The sequence below is a fragment of the Neolewinella antarctica genome, from assembly GCF_011927835.1.
GTDB classification, from domain to species: domain Bacteria; phylum Bacteroidota; class Bacteroidia; order Chitinophagales; family Saprospiraceae; genus Neolewinella; species Neolewinella antarctica.
The window spans coordinates 3,583-22,925 of record NZ_JAATJH010000006.1; the positions used below are offsets into that span (position 1 = coordinate 3,583).

24 protein-coding genes are annotated in these 19,343 nt (G+C 54.8%); 6 read left to right on the top strand and 18 right to left on the bottom strand.

The features are described 5' to 3' along the window. Positions 1–111 precede the first annotated feature (111 nt). The 8 genes from GGR27_RS15765 to GGR27_RS15800 all read right to left on the bottom strand — a co-directional run bounded on the left by GGR27_RS15765 (position 112) and on the right by GGR27_RS15800 (position 2,543). The gene (locus GGR27_RS15765; RefSeq protein WP_168039077.1) at positions 112–258 is read right to left on the bottom strand and encodes a hypothetical protein; all 147 of its coding nucleotides are present in this window, start codon (positions 256–258) and stop codon (positions 112–114) included. A gap of 22 nt (positions 259–280) precedes the next feature. Continuing rightward, a complete protein-coding gene (locus GGR27_RS15770; protein WP_168039077.1) occupies positions 281–427 on the bottom strand; it encodes a hypothetical protein in 147 nt (48 codons plus the stop codon). Positions 428–449: 22 nt separating this feature from the next. Continuing rightward, positions 450–596 (bottom strand): hypothetical protein, encoded by a 147-nt coding sequence (locus GGR27_RS15775; RefSeq protein ID WP_168039079.1) that lies wholly within the window; start codon positions 594–596, stop codon positions 450–452. A gap of 24 nt (positions 597–620) precedes the next feature. Next, positions 621–767, bottom strand: coding sequence for a hypothetical protein (locus GGR27_RS15780; RefSeq protein ID WP_168039079.1), 147 nt, complete (start codon positions 765–767; stop codon positions 621–623). 24 nt (positions 768–791) lie between these two features. After that, entirely contained in the window at positions 792–938 is a 147-nt protein-coding gene (locus GGR27_RS15785) for a hypothetical protein (RefSeq protein WP_168039081.1), read from the bottom strand. A 20-nt stretch (positions 939–958) separates the two neighbouring features. After that, a complete protein-coding gene (locus GGR27_RS15790; protein WP_168039083.1) occupies positions 959–1,105 on the bottom strand; it encodes a hypothetical protein in 147 nt (48 codons plus the stop codon). A 23-nt stretch (positions 1,106–1,128) separates the two neighbouring features. Beyond that, a complete protein-coding gene (locus GGR27_RS15795; protein WP_168039085.1) occupies positions 1,129–1,275 on the bottom strand; it encodes a hypothetical protein in 147 nt (48 codons plus the stop codon). 215 nt (positions 1,276–1,490) lie between these two features. Beyond that, positions 1,491–2,543 carry a PhoH family protein gene (locus GGR27_RS15800; protein ID WP_245184702.1) on the bottom strand — a complete coding sequence of 351 codons (1,053 nt, stop codon included), beginning with the start codon at positions 2,541–2,543 and terminating at the stop codon, positions 1,491–1,493. 230 nt (positions 2,544–2,773) lie between these two features. Between GGR27_RS15800 and GGR27_RS15805 the strand changes: the two genes are divergently transcribed. After that, positions 2,774–3,556 carry an SAM hydrolase/SAM-dependent halogenase family protein gene (locus GGR27_RS15805; protein WP_168039087.1) on the top strand — a complete coding sequence of 261 codons (783 nt, stop codon included), beginning with the start codon at positions 2,774–2,776 and terminating at the stop codon, positions 3,554–3,556. A gap of 185 nt (positions 3,557–3,741) precedes the next feature. On the opposite strand, the gene GGR27_RS15810 is transcribed toward GGR27_RS15805, so the two are convergent. Both GGR27_RS15810 and GGR27_RS15815 read right to left on the bottom strand, forming a co-directional pair. After that, a complete protein-coding gene (locus GGR27_RS15810) occupies positions 3,742–4,245 on the bottom strand; it encodes a DUF1572 family protein (protein ID WP_168039089.1) in 504 nt (167 codons plus the stop codon). Positions 4,246–4,495: 250 nt separating this feature from the next. Further along, positions 4,496–5,200, bottom strand: a complete 705-nt coding sequence (locus tag GGR27_RS15815) for an alpha/beta hydrolase-fold protein (RefSeq protein WP_168039091.1) — start codon at positions 5,198–5,200, stop codon at positions 4,496–4,498. Between the two features lie 156 nt (positions 5,201–5,356). Between GGR27_RS15815 and GGR27_RS15820 the strand changes: the two genes are divergently transcribed. Together GGR27_RS15820 and GGR27_RS15825 are read left to right on the top strand one after the other, a co-directional pair. Continuing rightward, positions 5,357–6,184 carry an alpha/beta hydrolase gene (locus tag GGR27_RS15820; RefSeq protein ID WP_168039093.1) on the top strand — a complete coding sequence of 276 codons (828 nt, stop codon included), beginning with the start codon at positions 5,357–5,359 and terminating at the stop codon, positions 6,182–6,184. 118 nt (positions 6,185–6,302) lie between these two features. After that, complete coding sequence (locus GGR27_RS15825) at positions 6,303–6,884, top strand: DUF2911 domain-containing protein (protein ID WP_245184703.1); 582 nt, start codon at positions 6,303–6,305, stop codon at positions 6,882–6,884. A gap of 269 nt (positions 6,885–7,153) precedes the next feature. Here GGR27_RS15825 and GGR27_RS15830 read toward each other — a convergent pair whose 3' ends face one another. The 6 genes from GGR27_RS15830 to era all read right to left on the bottom strand — a co-directional run bounded on the left by GGR27_RS15830 (position 7,154) and on the right by era (position 14,123). Beyond that, a complete protein-coding gene (locus tag GGR27_RS15830; protein ID WP_168039095.1) occupies positions 7,154–7,672 on the bottom strand; it encodes a DUF6155 family protein in 519 nt (172 codons plus the stop codon). A gap of 32 nt (positions 7,673–7,704) precedes the next feature. Next, positions 7,705–8,973 (bottom strand): PD40 domain-containing protein, encoded by a 1,269-nt coding sequence (locus GGR27_RS15835; protein ID WP_168039097.1) that lies wholly within the window; start codon positions 8,971–8,973, stop codon positions 7,705–7,707. 137 nt (positions 8,974–9,110) lie between these two features. Continuing rightward, positions 9,111–10,511 carry a dihydrolipoamide acetyltransferase family protein gene (locus tag GGR27_RS15840; protein WP_168039099.1) on the bottom strand — a complete coding sequence of 467 codons (1,401 nt, stop codon included), beginning with the start codon at positions 10,509–10,511 and terminating at the stop codon, positions 9,111–9,113. Positions 10,512–10,580: 69 nt separating this feature from the next. After that, the gene (locus GGR27_RS15845) at positions 10,581–11,834 is read right to left on the bottom strand and encodes a competence/damage-inducible protein A (protein WP_168039101.1); all 1,254 of its coding nucleotides are present in this window, start codon (positions 11,832–11,834) and stop codon (positions 10,581–10,583) included. Positions 11,835–12,236: 402 nt separating this feature from the next. Next, complete coding sequence (locus tag GGR27_RS15850; protein WP_168039103.1) at positions 12,237–12,962, bottom strand: hypothetical protein; 726 nt, start codon at positions 12,960–12,962, stop codon at positions 12,237–12,239. Positions 12,963–13,226: 264 nt separating this feature from the next. Continuing rightward, entirely contained in the window at positions 13,227–14,123 is an 897-nt protein-coding gene (gene era, locus GGR27_RS15855) for a GTPase Era (protein ID WP_168039105.1), read from the bottom strand. 300 nt (positions 14,124–14,423) lie between these two features. Here era and GGR27_RS15860 point away from each other — a divergent pair, with 300 nt between their 5' ends. Together GGR27_RS15860 and GGR27_RS15865 are read left to right on the top strand one after the other, a co-directional pair. Next, on the top strand, positions 14,424–15,509 hold the full coding sequence (locus GGR27_RS15860) for an alkane 1-monooxygenase (RefSeq protein WP_168039107.1): 1,086 nt from the start codon (positions 14,424–14,426) through the stop codon (positions 15,507–15,509). Positions 15,510–15,652: 143 nt separating this feature from the next. Continuing rightward, complete coding sequence (locus GGR27_RS15865; RefSeq protein ID WP_168039109.1) at positions 15,653–16,837, top strand: acyl-CoA dehydrogenase family protein; 1,185 nt, start codon at positions 15,653–15,655, stop codon at positions 16,835–16,837. 315 nt (positions 16,838–17,152) lie between these two features. Here GGR27_RS15865 and GGR27_RS15870 read toward each other — a convergent pair whose 3' ends face one another. After that, positions 17,153–17,908 (bottom strand): glycoside hydrolase family 73 protein, encoded by a 756-nt coding sequence (locus GGR27_RS15870; protein WP_168039111.1) that lies wholly within the window; start codon positions 17,906–17,908, stop codon positions 17,153–17,155. A 144-nt stretch (positions 17,909–18,052) separates the two neighbouring features. Between GGR27_RS15870 and GGR27_RS15875 the strand changes: the two genes are divergently transcribed. Next, complete coding sequence (locus tag GGR27_RS15875; protein ID WP_168039113.1) at positions 18,053–18,553, top strand: OmpH family outer membrane protein; 501 nt, start codon at positions 18,053–18,055, stop codon at positions 18,551–18,553. Positions 18,554–18,780: 227 nt separating this feature from the next. Here the strand turns inward: GGR27_RS15875 and GGR27_RS15880 are convergent, their stop codons facing one another. After that, positions 18,781–19,317: a hypothetical protein gene (locus tag GGR27_RS15880; protein ID WP_168039115.1), complete on the bottom strand. Its 537-nt coding sequence runs from the start codon at positions 19,315–19,317 to the stop codon at positions 18,781–18,783. Positions 19,318–19,343 lie beyond the last annotated feature (26 nt).

Consider the following 19,343-nt stretch of genomic DNA (forward strand, 5'->3'; position numbering starts at 1 on the left):
ACCTGGTTGAAAGAGGTGGCGGCGAAGTCGTAGACACTGAGGAGTGAATCGACTTGCTCGGCGGACAGGAGGGAAAGAATGTTATTCATGGTTGTTTATTTTGGGGATTAATTAAAGGACGACATCTTCAACAACGATGTAATCAAGCGCATCGGTGATGAAAAGGGCTACCTGGTTGAAAGAGGTGGCGGCGAAGTCGTAGACACTGAGGAGTGAATCGACTTGCTCGGCGGACAGGAGGGAAAGAATGTTATTCATGGTTGTTTGTTTGGGGGATTAATTAAAGGACGACATCTTCGACAACGATGTAATCAAGCGCATCGGTGATGAAAAGGGCTACCTGGTTGAAAGAGGTGGCGGCGAAGTCGTAAACGCTGAGGAGTGAATCGACTTGCTCGGCGGACAGGAGGGAAAGAATGTTATTCATGGTTATTTGTTTGGGGGATTAATTAAAGGACGACATCTTCGACAACGATGTAATCAAGCGCATCGGTGATGAAAAGGGCTACTTGGTTGAAAGAAGTGGCGGCGAAGTCGTAGACGCTGAGGAGTGAATCGACTTGCTCGGCGGACAGGAGGGAAAAGATATTATTCATGGTTGTTTATTTTGGGGAGATTAATTAAAGGACGACATCTTCGACAACGATGTAATCAAGCGCATCGGTGATGAAAAGTGCTACTTGGTTGAAGGAGGTGGCGGCGAAGTCGTAGACGCTGAGGAGTGAATCGACTTGCTCGGCGGACAGGAGGGAAAAGATATTATTCATGGTTGTTTATTTTAGGGAGATTAATTAAAGGACGACATCTTCGACAACGATGTAATCAAGCGCATCGGTTACGAAAAGGGCTACCTGGTTGAAGGAAGTAGCGGCGAAGTTGTAGACGCTGAGGAGTGAATCGACTTGCTCGGCGGACAGGAGGGAAATGATATTATTCATGATTACTTTTTTTTGGGGGATTAAAGGATGACGTCTTCGACGACGATGTAGTCAAGCGCATCGGTGATGAAAATTGCTACCTGGTTGAAGGAGGTGGCGGCGAAGTCGTAGACGCTGAGGAGTGAATCGACTTGCTCGGTGGATAGGAGGGAAAGGATATTATTCACGGTTGTTTATTTTGGGGAGTTAATTAAAGGATGACGTCTTCGACGACGATGTAGTCAAGCGCATCGGTGATGAAAATTGCTACCTGGCTGAAGGAGGTGGCGGCGAAGTCGTAGACGCTGAGGAGTGAATCGACTTGCTCGGCGGACAGGAGGGAAAAGATATTGCTCATATTGGTTGCTTATTGTACCGTAAAGGTGGGGCCAGCACGGCCTGCTTCTCAAAACAGTATTAAAGTCGCTGTTACCCCATATAAGTGCCTTGATACAAAATATTATCTAATAAACACAAGAATGCCAGCTACTTACGTAGCTGGCATTCTTGTATATTGTGTCCCCGATTGTGGTGCTCGCACAGGCCTTTTAGCGGCAAAAAAAGTTAGATCGTCTAATTATCTGTCCTGGGTTCATCCCGTGAACGGCTTCGTGCTGGCGCGCCCAGCCGTTCAAAAGTACCGGATTCGCGCGTTCCATTCCCGTCGCGTCCCTGCGCATCATCTTCGGCTTCGTAAGCCTTGATAATGGACTTAACCAAACGGTGCCGCACTACGTCATCCGCCGTAAGCTTAATGACGCCGATTCCCTTAATCTTGCCGAGGATGCTCACCGCCCGGCGTAAGCCCGACTGCTGATTGCGCGGCAAATCGACCTGACTCAGGTCTCCAGTAACGATGGCCTTGGCGGAGGGGCCCAGGCGGGTGAGGAACATCTTGAGTTGACTGGTGGTCGTATTCTGTGCTTCGTCCATGATTACGAAACAATTATCTAAAGTCCGACCACGCATGTAAGCGAGGGGGGCTATTTCAATAATGCGCTCCTCCCGAAATTTCGCCTGGCGGTCGGCCGGGATCATGTCGTCAAGGGCATCGTACAACGGACGAAGGTAGGGATCAATCTTGTCCTGAAGGTCACCGGGCAAGAAACCAAGGCTTTCCCCAGCTTCAACGGCCGGACGGGTAAGAATGATTTTTTTTACGGCTTTCGTCTTAAGGGCACGGACGGCTAATGCTACGGCGGTATATGTTTTACCAGTACCGGCCGGGCCAACGGCGAAGACAATATCATTCTTACCGGCGGCTTCCACCAATCTAGCCTGATTCGCCGTGCGGGCTTTGATGGGCTTACCACTGAGACCATATAATATGGTCTTGTTAGAGACACCGGGCCCAAGCTTGGTGACGAACGGATTTTCCCCGGCCAGAATATCTTCCACGGTCTGGGTCGTCAGTTCGCGGTTGTCCTGCAGGAGGCGCATCATGAGTTCGAGGTGGTGCTTTACCTTCTGGGAGTCCTCCTTACTGCCTTTGATCTTAACGGTCGTCCCGCGCTGGGTGACCTTTACGTCCGGGAATCCTTCCCGGATAATATTCAACTTCTTATTGTTGCCGCCCAGCAGGGCCAGGGGGTCGACGCCGCTGATGGATACTTCGATTTCGCTCAAACGAAAGGGTTTTGGTCGCTCCCTGAACTGGGAATTGACGTGGGTTAGATGAACCGGAAAGTGGGCGCAAAAGTTGCGCATCGTTAAGGGCGCCATAAAAAAGGCTACCGTGCTCTTCCCATCAGCTTAGCGGAGCTAAATAACCAGCCGAAAATTCTACCTTCGCCCTACTGATCCTAGCCGTAGCTTGTTGTTATAACGGGCTCTTAAGACCGACCGCAACCACCACCATGGCACAATCTAGCCCCCCCATCGTCACCCTCACCACTGATTTTGGCCAGGGAGATTTTCACCTGCCCCGCCTCAAAGCCCACCTGCTCGGGTCGGGTCGCGCGATTCAACTCGTCGACCTGACGCACGATATTCCCCCTTACGACATCGTGCGCGCCTCCTTTATCTTTAAACGTGTTTGGCAACACTATCCGGCGGGAACGATCCACGTCGTGAGCGTCAACGACTTCTACCAACCCAAGAGCCGGTTCCTGGCCATCCTGCACGAGCGCCAGTACTTCATTGGCCCGGATAACGGTATTTTCAGTCTCATCTTCGGTAAGTTGCCCGAAGAAACGTACGTCCTCGACGGACTCAAATCAAGCACGAGCCTGCCGGAGATCTACGCCCGCGCCGTGGCCCACGTTGCGGCCGACAAACCTTTCTACGAAGTTGGTTTGCCCACCACCAAATTCACGGAGCGCCTCACTTTTCAACCCGTCATCGGCCCCGACTACATCCGTGGCACGGTTTCTTTCGTGGACCGCTACGACAACGTGACCACCAACGTTACCCGCGGCCGGTTCGAAGAAATCGGTCGGGGCCGCCCTTTTCAGCTACTCATCAAGCGTATGAAGCCACTCGACCAACTCAGCGTGCGCTACCACGACGTCCCCCAGGGCGAGGCGCTGTGCCGCTTTAATTCGGACGGCTACCTCGAAGTCGCCATCAACATGGGCCGGGCGGCGTCGCTGTTGAGTATTCAGGAGGAAGATATGGTGCAGGTGGAATTTAGGGAGTGAAGAAGAGTATAGAAGTAAGAATAGAGAGTAAAGATCGAGCGAGTTAGTATCCCTGCTACTTATTGTGTCTGACTTTGCTCTTAGATTTTGCTCGGGTGGATTGCTTATTTAAGCAGGGCGCGGTCGCGGGTGCAAAGGTTTTTGGAGGAGGAGCCTACCGACAAACTACCATAACTACGCTCGTTCTACCTGCCGAATTTACTAGCGTTGAAGGCTTCAGACTGACCTTTGGCAATGGAAAGAGAAACCCAATTTTCTCCCTTGCACTGTTTCGCCAGGAGCACGATCTGCCCCACGTGGTAAGCGTAATGCGCCAGTTGACGGTTAATTGCCTCGTAAACGGTATGGGCTTCGGCGCGGATGTAGACGGTCCGGTCGAGATCGGTCTCGTTCAGGCTAAGGAGGGCAGCTTCCAGCAGGTTCCAGGCGTTTTCCAGCGCCGCCCGGTCGGCGAAATCGTCAACAAACTCTTGGTCCCGATCTCGCCACGGCTTCTCTCCGTCGCTCGTTAGCAAGTCCGTCCAGCGGCTGTGCATGTTCCCCGCCAGGTGTTTGACAATTACGGCGATCGAGTTAGACCCCGCTGCGTCGTCGAAAAATAGCTCCTCCTCACCGAGCTGCTCCATCGCTCTTTCACCGAGCGACCGGTAGAACGCGAACTGCTTACGGTAATTGGCCAGGAGGTTCACGGGGTGGAGTATTCGGTGGTTTAAAGAAGGGAATTCTACCCGTAGTTTAAGCGTGCCAAACGCCAGGACTCGAAACCGCCAGGAACAAATCCTCACGATGCATCAATAACATAATAGGTCACTACCAACCTCGCACAGAAACCTTAACCATACTCATCAATACATCCCGAACTTCAAAACTGAGTACCTACCGCCTACCGCCTACCACCTGCTCTCCCTGAAAAACCCCGCACCCGCGACCGCGCCAACTCTACTTAATGTGGCCCGCGTACCGTGGCAACATTTCCAACCAGAGGGGCCAGTCGTGCTCTACGTCCCCCAGCACGTCGAGCCAGTGCGGGATTTGCTTGGCCCGTAGAATTTCACTGAATTTCAGATTGTTATCCAGGCAAATATCCCAATTGCTTGTTCCGAGAATAATCTTCATGTCCCAGAGATAAGGATTATTCGCATTGGGTATGAAGTCTACCGGGTTGTTGAAGTAAACGTTGTCGTCGTAGTAACCGTGTAGGAAGGACTTGATGCTGAACGCCCCACTCAGGCAAATCAGGTGACTGACCATTTCCGGGTGGCGAAAGGCGAAGTTGGCCGCGCTGAACCCACCGAAACTGATGCCGCAACAGGCGACGCGACCGGTGCCGGTGTTCCAGCGAATTTGGGGGATGAACTCTTCAGCCAAAAACCGATCGTATTGCAGGTGTCGCTCCACTTTGTGCTTCGGGTGGATTTTCGCGTACCAGCTGTAGTTGTTGATGCTATCCGGGCAGAAAACCTGGAGAAACCCCCGCTCGACGAACCAGCGCAGGGTCTCGACCATGCCCCGATCCTTCGCCTCAGAGTAGCTGCCGAGGGTAGTGGGGAAAATGACGAGGGGATATCCCTTGGTGCCAAAGGTGAGCATCTTGACGTTGTGGCCAAGGTGGTGGCTGTAGAACTCAGTATAAGTTTCCTGCATCTGCTGGGGGTGGTTTGTACGCAAGGTAAGCAAGGCCGACAAAAATCTACCCCAACAATGCCGGCGGGCGACTTTTGCGGCCCGTAATTTGTTCCGGCAAAAAACTCAACTCCGTTAGGTACTAGCCGTTATAGTTTACTTTAACTACCTCCCCGAATGGCTTTTTCTTACGTCCGGCAAATCTTTGGCAGCGTCCTTTCCCGGCGCCGCCAAGTCATCAAACGCTCCTTCCTCATGCCCGCGGGCGCGCTAGATCGGGACGTGATGATCGACGTGTACCGCCCGGCCGTGCCACCGTGGCGCCTGCTGTCGCTCGTGCTCTTTAACGATGGCCAGGACCTGAAGGAAATGGACCTCGAAAACAAATTACGCGGCGCGTACGAAGAGGACACGCTGGGCAATACCCTGATCGTGGGCATTCACGCCGGCGACCGGATGCGGGAATACGGAACCGCCGGCCGGCCCGACTACCTCAACCGCGGTGACCAAGCCAAAGAATACGAAACGTTCCTGCTTAAAGAACTCATTCCTTGGTTGGAAGACCGTTACAATATTTACCACAACCCCGGTAAGCGCGCCATTGCCGGCTTCAGCCTCGGCGGCCTTAACGCCTTCGACGTGGCCTGGCGCAACCCCTCCGAGTTCGGAAGCGCGGGTGCCTTCAGCGGTTCTTTCTGGTGGCGGAAAAAGGAGTTCGACGCCAACCATCCTGACGCGAACCTGATCGTCCACGATTACGTCCGCCGCGCGAAAAAAGCCCCACCCGTCAAATTCTGGTTCATGGCCGGCACGGAAGACGAACGGGCAGACCGCAACAACAACGGCATCATCGACGCCATCGACGACACCCTGCAGTTAATGGCTGCCCTCACGGAGAAGGGTATGGCCGAAGGGACCGATTTTGTGTATACCGAGGTAGACGGCGGCAAGCACGAACCGGAAACCTGGGGCAAGGTGGTGGTGGATTTCTTGCGGTGGGTTTAAGCGCTGGAATGCGACACTCGCTTGCAAAATATGGCTTTTCTAGCCACCAAGTCGTACCTTAAGAAACACTACTCAGCCCTAACTAACAGCTATCTATCTAACCAACAACATTCCAAACATGCTTAAGAAACTATTGCTCTCCATGGCCCTCATCGGGTCCGCCTTTACCTTATCCGCGCAAGATTTTGCCGAATTGGACAAGAGCCCACTCGACGCCGTCTACTACCCCGCCCGCGCCGCTTTTCGCTCGTTCGCTAAAACGGACAGCGCCGCCGTGGCTCTGGAGCCAAAAATTCGCGTCCTCTACAGTCGCCCCTACAAGAAAGACCGCGAGGTGTGGGGTGGTGACTTAGCTCCCTACGGTGATGCTTACCGATTAGGTGCCAACGAGACGGCCGAGATCCAGTTCCTCGTCCCCGTGAAGATCGGCGACCAAGTTCTCCCCGCCGGTCGTTATTCTTTCGGTGCCATCCCCACCGCCGACGAGTGGGAAGTGTTCTTCAGTCTCGACCTGGACGGCTGGGGCGTATACGCCTACAAGCCAGAACACAACGTGGCTACCACCACCGTGCCCACGCAAACGATGGCTGATAGCATGGAGAATTTTTCCATCACGATGTTCGAAGCGGACTCCGGCATGGTCCACCTGAAAATGGGCTGGGATAAGACTTTTGTGGAAGTGCCCATTGAGTTATTGTAAACAGCCGTATTTAGCATTCGGACCCACAGTCTCAAGCTACTTTAGCTAAGTTACTGCCAACGGCAATCATCTGATGCGTCTACTTTGAATCATCGCACAGCGGTGGTCTGAAGTAGACGCATCTAGTTTGTAGCCGAAGTACCCGTTTAAATTCTCGCAGCTTTAGGTTAGTCATTTCCTATCGAATGCATCTTTCGTGGATTAATGCGCAGCGTTGATCCGCGAAAGTTTATCTTATGTGTAAATAGCGACAAAACACATTTGATCCCTCACCCCTCCCCAAAATATTCCCGAAACAAGGGCCAAAAAGAATAATCTCCGTACCGCACGTGGTCGCCAAAGTACTGCGATAGTTGCTCAATTTGCGGGTGGTATGATTCTATCAGCAGTTCTTTCTCCGCCAGCACCAAAGCTTCCTCAAAGGCCTTGACCGTAGCCAGTAAGAAGGAATCATTTTCGATGCGGTAATGAACGACGGCTTCGGCCATCACTTCCGCGCGGTAGAAATAGAGTTCCACCAGGTCACGCGGGTGGATGGAGACCAGCGAAAAGGCCTTCAAAACTTTCTTGGACTCACTCCGCCCCCGCCGGCTCACCCGCCGCTTGCTCGAAAAGAAGGCCTTGCGCAAATCCGCTTTGTATTTGTCGACGACTGCCTTCGTACTTTCCCCCAACTCCATTTTGTAGTACTCCCGCACGACCGGAAAGCGATCGTACAAGACGCGTAGCTCTTCCCGCATGTCGTCGGCGTCGATTTCCTTGAGGAGACGGTTAAAATCTTTTTTCATGAATTGGAGGAGGTTGAATTGATGGACGGGCATCACTGCATCTCTAACCGGGCGGTGGGGTAGTAGATGGCATAAATATCTCGCTGCCCGTAGCCATCCTTGCGGTCGCTAGCTAAGAAGCCGGTAAAGGTGTCCGGAGCCAACCGGAAGTGGGTGTCGTCTCCGGCGGAGTTGATGGGTAAGCCCACGTTTTCCGGTAGGGTGAACTGACCGTCTCCGTTGATGACCCGAAAGGACTTCACGACGTCGAAACCGCCAATGCTAAACTCAGGGTCGTTCGTGCTGAAGTAGAGCGTGCGACCGTTGCGGGCGACGAACGGGCAGATCTCATCGTACGGGCCGTTGACGGTAGGCCCCAGGTTCGTGGAGGGGCCGAAGGTTCCGTCGGCTAAGCGCTCGCGGCGGTAGAGATCTAGCCCCCCGTAACCATCCGGGCGGTCACTGGCGAAGTAAACTGCGTCGTCGGCACTGAAAAAAGGGGTCACGTCGCGGGTACGGCCGGAGAAAGGAACTTCGACGGCGAGGGTAACTAATTCCGTGGTGTTGTCCTGGCGAAAGGTGTCCACCAGGTAGTCACCGTTCATCATCGTTTCCCCCCGGAAGTAGTACAGCCGGTTCCCGTTTTGGCTGATGTCCACCAAGTTCTCGTTGAGGGGGGTGTTGAGTAAGGGGTTGAGAGAAGTGCGGCTCACCCACCCATCGCCGGAGGCGGAGGTGACCAGAATGTCGGTGTTGCCTTCGGGTCCACCGAGGCCGGATGAATGTGCGGTAAAGTACACGCGGCCATTCCCGGAAGGGCTGGGGATGGGGCCGAACTCGTCCCCCGGCGTATTTACCGCCGGGCCGAGATTATCGACCAGGATTTGTTCGGTACCGCCACTTGCCCGCAGACCGTTGTCGACGTTGCGGAGTAAAGTGGTTATGGTTAGCCAAGTCTCTCCGCTCTGGTCGAGAGTGCGGGCAAATTTCTTGTATTCTACCATCGCCTCGGTGAAGAGGTTTTGGGCGTGGTAGACCCGGCCGCGGTAGAAGCGGGCGAGTGGGAGGTCGCCGCCGCCCCGTGCGATCAAATTATCCAACTCGGTCTTGGCCGCCGTCAAATCATTGACGTGGAACAAGCTGACCGCCAGTAAGAGTGCCGCTTCGGTGTCTTCCTTTGCTAGCCCCCGACCCAGCCGTAATGTTTGTACCACGGCCGCGTATTCTCCCGCCGCGTACTGAAGTCGTGCGCTTTCCAGGCGACTACGATCTTGCCCGCACAGCAGATTAGGGAGTATTAACAGGATAAACAGCAGTCGCATACGGGACAAGGTAACGTGGCCACCGCGTTAGCTCAACATTACGGCGGGTTAAACCAGTTTAACCCACCGTAATGGTTGAGCTTGTGGGTTAATAATCGGCAGTACGGACGGTGCCCTAAAGTAACCGGTCAATTGTTTTAAACGTCCGTCCGGTTCACGTCGAAGGCTTCCAGGTAGTCGCCGATCCGCCGCAAGAAGCTGCCGCCCAGGGCGCCATCTACCACCCGGTGGTCGTAGCTCAGGGACATGAACATCAGTTGGCGCACGGCGATCAGATCCCCGTATTCCGTTTCCACCACGGCCGGTTTTTTCTGAATTGCCCCGACGGCCAAAATCGCCGCCTGCGGCTGGTTGATGATGGGCGTGCCCATGACGTTACCGAAGGTGCCGACGTTAGTCAGCGTGAACGTGCCGCCCTGGGTGTCGTCGGGCTTGAGTTTGCCCGCGCGGGCGCGGCTGGCCAGGTCATTGACGGCTTTGGTGATGCCCAGCAGGTTCAACTGGTCGGCATTTTTGATGACGGGCACGATCAGGTTACCCGTCGGCAGCGCGGCGGCCATGCCCACGTTGATGTTACCCTTTTTGATGATGTTGTCCCCGTCGACGCTGACGTTCACCAGCGGGAAGTCTTTGATCGCCTTGGCGACCGCCTCGACGAAGATCGGCGTGAAGGTGATCTTTTGCCCGTGCTTTTGCTGGAAGCCACCCTTAATCTTGTTGCGCCAGTTGACGATGTCGGTCACGTCTACTTCGATAAAACTCGTGACGTGTGGCGAGGTCTTTTTGCTGTCGACCATGTGCTGGGCGATCAGTTTGCGCATGCGGCCCATGGCAATGATCTCGTCGCCGCCGGAGACGCTGGTGGTAGCTGGCTTACTCGTTTCCACGCGTGCCGTCGCTTGTGGTTCCGGTTGCGGAGCTTTGGCTACGTTGCCGATCAGGAAGCTGTTGTCCCGCCGTTTTAGGTAAGCGAGCATGTCGGATTTATTCACGCGCCCGTCCTTTCCGGAGCCGGGGATGCTGTCGAGCTCGGCCGTGCCGATCTTCTCTTTCGCGGCCATCGTGCGGACGAGTGGGCTGTAGAAGCGGTCGGATTCACCAGACGTCGCTCCTTCCGAATTCGCTTGCACCCGCGTTTGCGCCACCTCTTTTTGCACTGTATTTTGCGCTGTCGCGGGTGCGGGGGAAGTAGGCATAGGAGCAGTGGGGACGGGAGGCGCCGGGGTAGGAGCAGGAGCCGTTCCGGAATCAGAAACTGCCTGGCCGGTAGCCGGGCTGGCCATAACTTCGGCCTCCGCATCGGTTTCAATCAGTGCGATGACGTCACCGACGGCCACGACGGCATCCACGTCAAAAAGAATCTTGGCGATTTTCCCGTCGACCGGAGATGGCACCTCCGAGTCGACCTTGTCGGTTGCGATTTCCAGGATGGTGTCGTCCATCTCAACTTCGTCACCAACCTTTTTGACCCAGTTAAGGATGGTCGCTTCGATGATGGATTCGCCCATTTTGGGCATGATGAGCTCTATTTGGGCCATGATTGATCTTTTGTGGTGGTGGTGGGCTTGAAGTAGAAAAGGCGCAAGATAACGGTTACGCGCGAGAGCTTAGTCAATTGGCAGACCGTCCAGGATACGACGTAGCGTATTAAGGCCCTGCAACGCCGTAAAGGTGATGTTCCGTTTACGGTCTTTACCCGCGCGCAGTAGTTTAGTTTGTGTGCCGTCGGGCCCGGCAACGGCCAGCCAGATGGTGCCGACGGGCTTTTCCTCGGTGCCCCCGTCCGGCCCGGCGATGCCGGAAGCGGCAATGGCGTAGTCGGCCCGCAAATTCTTCCGCGCGCCTTCGGCCATCTCCCGGACGGTCTGTTCGCTCACGGCCCCGAATTCCTCTATCGTCGAGAGCTGGACGCCGAGCAGCGCATTTTTTAGCGCGTTGGAGTAAGTCACGGCACCGCCCAGGAAATAAGCGCTGCTGCCGGCGTTACCCGTTAGCATACTGGCCATCGTGCCGCCCGTGCAGGATTCCGCGGTGACCAGTGTTTGCTTCCTTTCCAGCAGGCGGCGGCCGACGGCCCCCGCAATATCCTCCTCACCGTAGCCGAACACGAGGTCGCCAATGATTTGCTCGATTTTGTCCCGGTACTCCCGGATTTCGGCTTGCATCTTATCCTCATCGTCACCACGGATGGTGAGGCGGAGGCGGACGGTGCCGAGATTGGGGAGGTAGGCGAGCGACATGTGCTCCGGCAAACTATCTTCTACCGAAGCAATCTGCTCGGCAATAGTACTCTCGCCGGCGCCAGCGGTGAGGATGGTCAGGGAGCGGGTTTTGTCGTCGGCCGCAAAGCGTTCGCGCAGGCGGGGCAACACTTCATGCTTGACGAGGTAGCGCATTTCGTAGGGGACGCCGGGCATGGAGACGACGATCCGGCCGTTCTCTTCCAGCCACATGCCGGGCGCGGTGCCGCGCTTGTTGGTCAGTATTTCAGCTGCCGCGGGTAATTCGCACTGCACGCGGTGGCTGGCGTCGGGCTCGCGGCCGAAGCGCTGGTAGACTTTGGTGAGGCGGTCGAAAGATTCCTGGTGGAAAACGAGCTCGGTGTCGAAGTAGTCGGCCAGGACTTTTTTCGTGATGTCGTCTTTAGTCGGCCCGAGGCCGCCGGTAATTAATACCAAATCAGCCGATTGCATCGCCCGGTCGAGCCCGTAGGTAATGCCCTCCCGGCTGTCGGCGACGGAGAGGTGCTCGACGACTTGATAACCTTCCGCGCTCAGGGCGGCGGCCATGTAGGTGGCGTTGGTGTCGGTTACCTGCCCGATGAGGATCTCGTCCCCGATGGTTAGGATGTATGCTTTCATTTTTTTAAGCTTTGCTTTTAGGGGCGCTTCGCTTTTAGGCTGCTTGCGGCTTTTGACGGGCGAAGGTACGGGTTGAGTTAACTCGGTTGGTGGCTGGTGAGTTGTGGGGCGATAGGCTTGAGTGGTTGCGGATATCACATTTCGCTAAGCTTGATTGTGAAGTGGGTTCGCTAATGATTGTTTGCATTTACGGGGGCGGCGGGTCGTTAGGTGGTAAGCTTAATCTTTTTGGATTACTCACTGACCTTACCCGACCAGATTTTGCTACATAACCATAGCGTATGAAATACTGCAAAGCAAATCACAAAAGCGTAGACAAAGGTGCTTCGGCGTAGCCAAGAAGAGATTTTCTGTGGTTTTGTATTTATGTGGCTATAGAATCTGCGTAACATCAATTACTTACTATTTAGGTAACCGCTCCAGCGCAAAATCATTCATTGGAATTAGCCGCTGCAACCGACCACCGAGGGCTCCGGCTGCTCCGAGGTCGCGGTAGTATTCGGCTAGGCCGACGCCCCGGGCGTAAATTTCGTAGCCGGTGAACTGGGGGCTGATGTCGCCGTCTTCAGGGTCGCGTACGCTGACTTCGCCGGCTAGGTCGAAGACCAGGGCGTCACGTTCTTCACCCAGTACGGTGACGGTCGTGTCCTTTCGGTATTTCCGTTCGAGGGAGACGTACGTTACTATTTCTGACCCCGGGGTGAATTTTCCGCGCATTCGGTAGCCGTAAGTAGTTGGCACCTTATCGAGGTAGAACGGGAAGGATCGGTTAAAAAGCATTTCTACTTCGGTGGGGATGGCAACGCCAAGGGAATCCTGGCCCAGGACGGTGAGTTTGCGCATTCTAATTCCTTCATTGGTCACTTCCTCCCGTGCTAGTTGCTGGGGGCTAAGGTCGGGGCCGTAGCGAGTAACGGAGAGGTAGAGCGCCGTGTCGAGGTCGACGCCGAGGTAATACCAGTAGATCGTATCCGGCCCGGGGAGGGTGCCGGTGTTTTCGTAGGCGTAGACCTTACCGTCGGTGTTGACGAGTTCGCGGGCGGGGAAGTAGTATTCACGGATGTCGCGGCGGTCAGAGCAGGCAGTTAAGGTAACGATTAAGATCAGGAGGGTGAAGATGGGTTTCATGTGTATTTGGTACAATAGTGGTGCTGGTACAGCGGTAAGTACCGTACGAATGGCCGGTCGTATTGTTTGTATTACCAAAGATGTAGGTTGCTAACCGCAGAAGTGGCGGCAAATAGCGGCCGACGACTCGCTTCGCTGCTCTTCCGGGTAATTTTAATTGCATCCCGACAAAGTACGGGACTAGCTGGCAGCCAGCCCGCGCCCGAAATCTCGACCCATACTTAGATCACCTACCGCCTACCAGCCTACCGCCTAATAATCTACTTACCGTTCATACCCAAATCGCTTCAAAGCCCCCTCATCATCCCGCCAATCCTCCTTGACTTTCACGTGTAGTTCCAGGTAAACGCGGCGCTGGAGAAAATCCTCCATCCGCTTACGGGCGTTCATCCCGAGTTTCTTAATGGCCTGGCCGCCCTTACCGATCATGATGGGCTTTTGGGTCTTGCGGGACACGTAGATTAGCGCGGTGATGCGGGCGAGTTCCAGGCCATCTTTCGTTTCCGTTTCTTCAAAGCTTTCAATGTCGATTTCGACGGAGTAGGGGATTTCCTGGTGGTACTGCTCGAGGATCTGCTCGCGGATAATTTCGGAGACGAAAAAGCGCTCGCTACGGTCCGTTAATTGGTCGTCGGGAAAATATTTAGGCCCTTCGGGGAGGGTCTCGACGATGGCTGCGAGAAGATCCGGGACGCCGTCGCCGGAGAGGGCGGAAATCTCGAAGATCTTGGTGGGTTTGATCCAGTGCTTGAAGAGCTTCCGCTGCTTATTCAATACCTTATTGCTCACCAGATCGACCTTATTGAAAACGAGGTAAAGCGGAAATTCCGCCCGCCGCATCTTGCTGACGAGCATGTCGTCCTCGGCGTATTCTTCGAGCGGGTCCACGAGGTAGATCATCACGTCGGCATCCTCAAAACTAGAGTTGACGTAGCGGTTCATCATCTCCTGCATCTTGTAGTGCGGCTCTTCGATCGCGCCGGGTGTGTCCGAAAATACAATCTGATAATCTTCGGCGGTGACGATGCCGAAGATGCGGTGGCGCGTCGTCTGTGGTTTGGCCGTGATGATGCTCATTCGCTCGCCCACGAGGCCGTTCATGAGGGTGGATTTTCCGGCGTTGGGCCGGCCGATGATGTTAACGAAACCGCTTCTGTGCATGGCGCGAAGTTACGGTGCGGGATGGTAGTGGGGGAGGCGCGGCCGCGGGTGCCAGGTTTTTATGGGAGGAGAAGAGAAGCTCGGCTTTTGACGAAAATCTTGGACATAAACCTCGCAAATTTGTACCCAAAGCTAGCTAGTGTACCCTCACCGGAGCACGGGTAGGTTGACCTTTACCTGACGTTAAGACTGGTCCGTATGGGGTTACGATGAAAGTCACTTTCCATAATTGCTAGCTTCCCCTTAACTTTAGCAATACGCCGATCATCAGCCATCAATTGATATAAATACTTAAGACGTATGTACCGAGATTTAAAATACCTCATTGCTTACCTCCTCCCACTCGCCGGTTACCTGGGGCTCTACTTCGGGGGGGTGTGGTCTTTCGGGAGTATCTACGTAGCCTTCGTATTCCTTCCCTTGCTCGAGTTCATCCTCCCCACCCGTGGGGATACCCACGCCCCGGAAGAGGAAGCCGCCCGGACTAAAATGCGACTCTTCGATCTAATGCTCTACCTCAACCTGCCACTGCTGGCCGGCGCGGTGATTTACCTACTGCACGTCGTCACTACCCGGGAGCTAGCTACGTACGAACTCGTCGGAATGATTGTCAACGTCGGGCTAATGATCGGTACGATGGGCATCAACGTCGGCCACGAGCTGGGTCACCGAACGGAGCGTTACGAGCAGCGCATCGCTCAAGCCTTGCTGCTTTTCGGTCTCTACACCCACTTCTACATCGAGCACAACCGCGGTCACCACCGGCACGTCGCCACCCCGCTCGACCCCGCAACGAGTCGGCGCAATCAGTCCATTTATACTTTCTGGGTGCGTAGCGTCGCCCTTAGTTGGTGGCACGCTTGGGAACTGGAGGCGGAGCGCTTGGGTAAAGAGGATAAGCCGGTAGTAAGCCACCACAATCAAATGTTAGTTTTTCAACTGGTGCAAGTAGCCTATCTTTCATTGATCGCGCTATTCTTCGGCTTCACCGGCGTCTGGGTAGCGATCGCCGCCGCCGTTTTTGGCTTTTTGATGCTAGAAACAGTTAATTACATTGAGCACTATGGCCTCGTTCGGCGCAAAAGCAATAGTGGCCGCTACGAGCCAGTCCTCCCCATCCACAGCTGGAATTCCGACCACGAGCTCGGTCGGATTTTTCTCTACGAACTAACCCGCCACAGCGACCACCATTACCGCGCTACCCGAAAATACCAAGTACTGCGCGTTTTTGAGCAGAGCCCTCAGCTGCCGAGTGGCTATCCGGCCTGTATGATTCTCTCACTTTTCCCGCCGGCCTGGTTTGCGGTGATGAACCCGCGGGTGGATGCCTTCACCCGGCAACTTCCTTCCAGTACGGGTGGCGTTCGACTAGCATCTCCAGGATAAACCTACCGGGCAGTTATCAGGTTAATTACGGGAAACCTTTGCACCCGCGACCGCGCCATCCGATTGTAAGGAAACCAGTGCGGTCCCCTACCAGAACCCACGTTAGCGAAAATTCGCTAACTTCGCATTTAAAGCTATCGATCATGAATTTTACCCTCAACGAAGAACAACTGGCCGTCCGCGACGCCGCCCGTGAATTTGCGCAAAACGTCCTCAAGCCCGGCGTTATCGAACGGGATACGCACATGACCTACCCCCTGGACGAGATCCGGCAAATGGGAGAACTAGGCTTCATGGGCATGACCGTGAGCCCCGAATACGGCGGTAGCGGCATGGATTACATCAGCTATATCCTGGCCCTCGAAGAGATTTCGAAGGTCGACAATAGTTGCTCAGTCATCATGTCCGTCAATAATAGCCTGGTGTGCTACGGCATCGAGCAGTACGGATCGGAAGAGCAAAAGCGGAAGTACCTCCCCAAACTAGCCAGCGGAGAGACGATCGGTTCTTTTTGCCTCAGCGAGCCCGAAGCCGGCTCCGACGCCACCGAGCAACGCACGACGGCCATCGACCAGGGCGACCACTTCCTTCTCAACGGCACTAAAAACTGGATCACGAACGGCGGCACGAGCAAGATTCACCTCGTCATCGCGCAAAGCAACGTGAAGGAAGGTCACCGCGGCATTAATTGCTTCATCGTCGAAGCGGGCTGGAAAGGCGTTGTCATCGGCGCTAAGGAAGACAAGCTTGGCATTCGCAGCTCGGATACGCACACGATCATGTACAACGACGTAAAGGTGCCAAAGGAAAACATGCTGGGTGAAAACGGTACCGGTTTTAAGTTCGCCATGAAAACCCTTGCGGGTGGTCGGATCGGCATCGCCGCTCAGGCCCTCGGCATTGCCGGTGGTGGCTATGAACTGTCGGTCGAATACGCCAAGGAGCGCGCCGCGTTTGGCAAGCCGATCGCTAACCACCAAGCCATTGCTTTCAAGCTGGCCCAAATGGCCACCGATATCGAAGCAGCGAAGCTACTTGTCTACCGTGCCGCGTGGTTGAAAGACGCCGACATGGACTACAATCAGGCCGGTGCCATGGCCAAATTATTCGCCAGCGCGGTTGCCATGAAGCACAGCGTGGAGGCCGTCCAGATTCACGGCGGTTATGGTTTCGTAAAGGAGTACCACGTGGAGCGCTTGATGCGGGACGCTAAGATTACCCAGATCTACGAAGGAACCAGCGAGGTCCAGCAAATCGTCATCTCGCGGGGCCTGCTGAAGGGCCAACTGTACGTGCCCATTGAGGAGGAAGTTGGCGAGCTGGTCTAACCAGCGAGTTGAATAACTGGCGTGGCGGTATTTAACAGCAGTACGGTATTCCTACGGCGGTGGCTTGAAAAGAAGCCACCGCACTAAAGTAACTAACCCGGGGTACGGACGTGGCGCGGCCAGTTCGTCCCCCGGGTTTTTCTATTTAAAATCAACGGCCAACTGATTTAGGAATCTAGCTTCAATAAAAAAGCCCGTTCCTAATCGGAAACGGGCGATAATACACTCAAAACGTCAAACTTTAATTCTTGGTGGCGGGAGTGGGATTGGTTCCCACGAGGCTACCGCCCGACGTAAGCGCCCGGATAACGACACCTACGCACTCACCCGATCGTAGCGCCAGAGCTCCAGCGTCTCGATCAGCGCGACGAGCTTGTCGCCGTAACGGGGGTCGGTGGCGTAACCGGCCTTGCGGAGGCCATGCGACCACCCTTTGTAATCACGCTTGGCGAGTTTGAAGAGTGGCTTGTACCGATTCTTCAGTAGTACCTGACTGTGCGCGGCGTAACTACCGTGTGCGTCTTCGAAGACGCGGAAAAAGTCTTTGTGGTGGTCGTCGCTGTGGTTGGAGCAGTGTCCTTTACGGCACTGCTTGCTGAAGCATTTGATGCCAAAGTGATTCTTGTTGCGCTTGGCGAGGGTGGAGGTGCCGTGGCCACTTTCGAGGAGCCCCTGGGCGAGCGTGATGCTGGCGGGGATGCCGTGCTTCCGTGCTTCGGAGAGGGCGGCGGCCTCAAATTTTTCTACGTAAGCTAGTTGGGTGCGTTGCTTTTTGGTCCAGTTTTTATCGCTGGGCCGCGCTACGGAGGTAAACAGTGCCTTGCCGGCCCCCCCGGAAATGACCGGGCCACCGATGCCGTGGCTAAAAACGGACTGCTGGGAGATGCTAAACAGGTCGTGACCAGCGATCGAAAGGTTGAAGCTAATTTCTTTCTGGGTACAGACGAAGAACAGCGCCGCGAGGAAAACCACCTTGGTGTAGGGGCTCGTCACTTGCTGGTGAACCCGCCGGTACAACTCCCGAAAAAGAAGTTTCCAGCCAGTGGGGATCGGTAGATTTGTTCGTGCCATGTTCCGTTTGATTTCCCAACAAAGATACACTATTTGTTTTAGGTTCCGCAAGCGAAAACACAAATTGTTGGTATTTTAATTTAACCCTTCCGTGGGTGCGCGCCGCTGTACGGAGCCTTAGCTTTGTGCCTAAATTATTTCGAAATGTCACGTATTTGCCTGTTTCTCCTGCTAGCCCTGGGTACCGTCGGCACGGCTACCGCCCAAAAAATCGGGCACGTCAACTTTGGTAATTTACTCAACGACCTCCCCAACACTACGGCCGCAGATGCGGAGTTAAAGATCTTTAACGACGAACTCGGCCTGCGGGGCAGAGCGATGACCGATAAGTTCAAAGCCGACTACGCGGAGGCGGAAGCAAAGGTCGAAGACCTGGCACCGGTTGAACTGAAAAAATTACGGACCAAGCTGCAGAAGGATCAGCAAGCCATCACTAAGTTTCAGCAGGAAATCGCCGACCAGGTCAATGCGAGGCGGCGCGTGCTACTCGATCCCATCATTCGCAACACCCGGGAAGTAATCGAGAATGTGGCTAAAGCAAACGGCTACGAACTGGTGGTGGATTCGTCCATCTTTAATTTCGTGCTGTTTGGTGACGACGCTGTCGATCTGGGGCCGCTGGTTCGTAAGGAATTAGGGTTGTAAGAAAACCTGCTCCGATGGCAAAGAAGAGAAATTGTCTGTTTTGCGATCCAGCTTTGCAGTCGGGGATCAACTGCTTTGACTAGTATTTTATATTACTGCCGGAGAAAAATTAGACAATGCATCCATCATTACAATATGGTGCTAACCTAACCTAGCCTAGTCTATCTATGTAGTCAAATCATCTCTCTCCTCTTCTGGAGAGGGACGGGAGGGAGAGGGCTCTTCACCTACTCAAGCCCCAACTCCCCCAGAACCTCTTCCACTGGGTACTGCCGCCCCGCCGGCGACCCGGCCAGCAACCGCAGTTTCCCCCGCGCGGCAACCAGGTTCTCCTCCCGCAGATCCAGCAAGCTCAAATACCAGAGTGCCGCGCCGTCGGCGTCACTATCCGATTCGGGTAGCTGCCACAAATGACTGCGGGCCTCCGCGTAGTTACCAGTTGCCATGGCGGCGGTGCCGGCCAGGAGTTCGGGGAGGTAGTCGTTGGGCACGGGGTTGTGGTCGAGGTAAGTACGTAAAGAGACCAGTGCCAGGTCGTAGTCGGTATCCTGGTGGTAGCGTTTACCCTGCTCCAAAATAGCGGCATCGCCGGCCAACGCGGTGAGGCCGAGGGCCCGGTCGGTCGTGTAACCGATGGGGGAATTAGCGGTAAAGTATTGGTTGTACAGGCGCGCACCCGGCGCAGCCTGGCGGTAGGCGCTGATGGCGAAAAAAGCCACCAGTAGGGTAGTGGCGATACACAAGAAAGGAAAGTACTGTTTCACGTAACCGGGTTAGTAAGCGGCAAAGG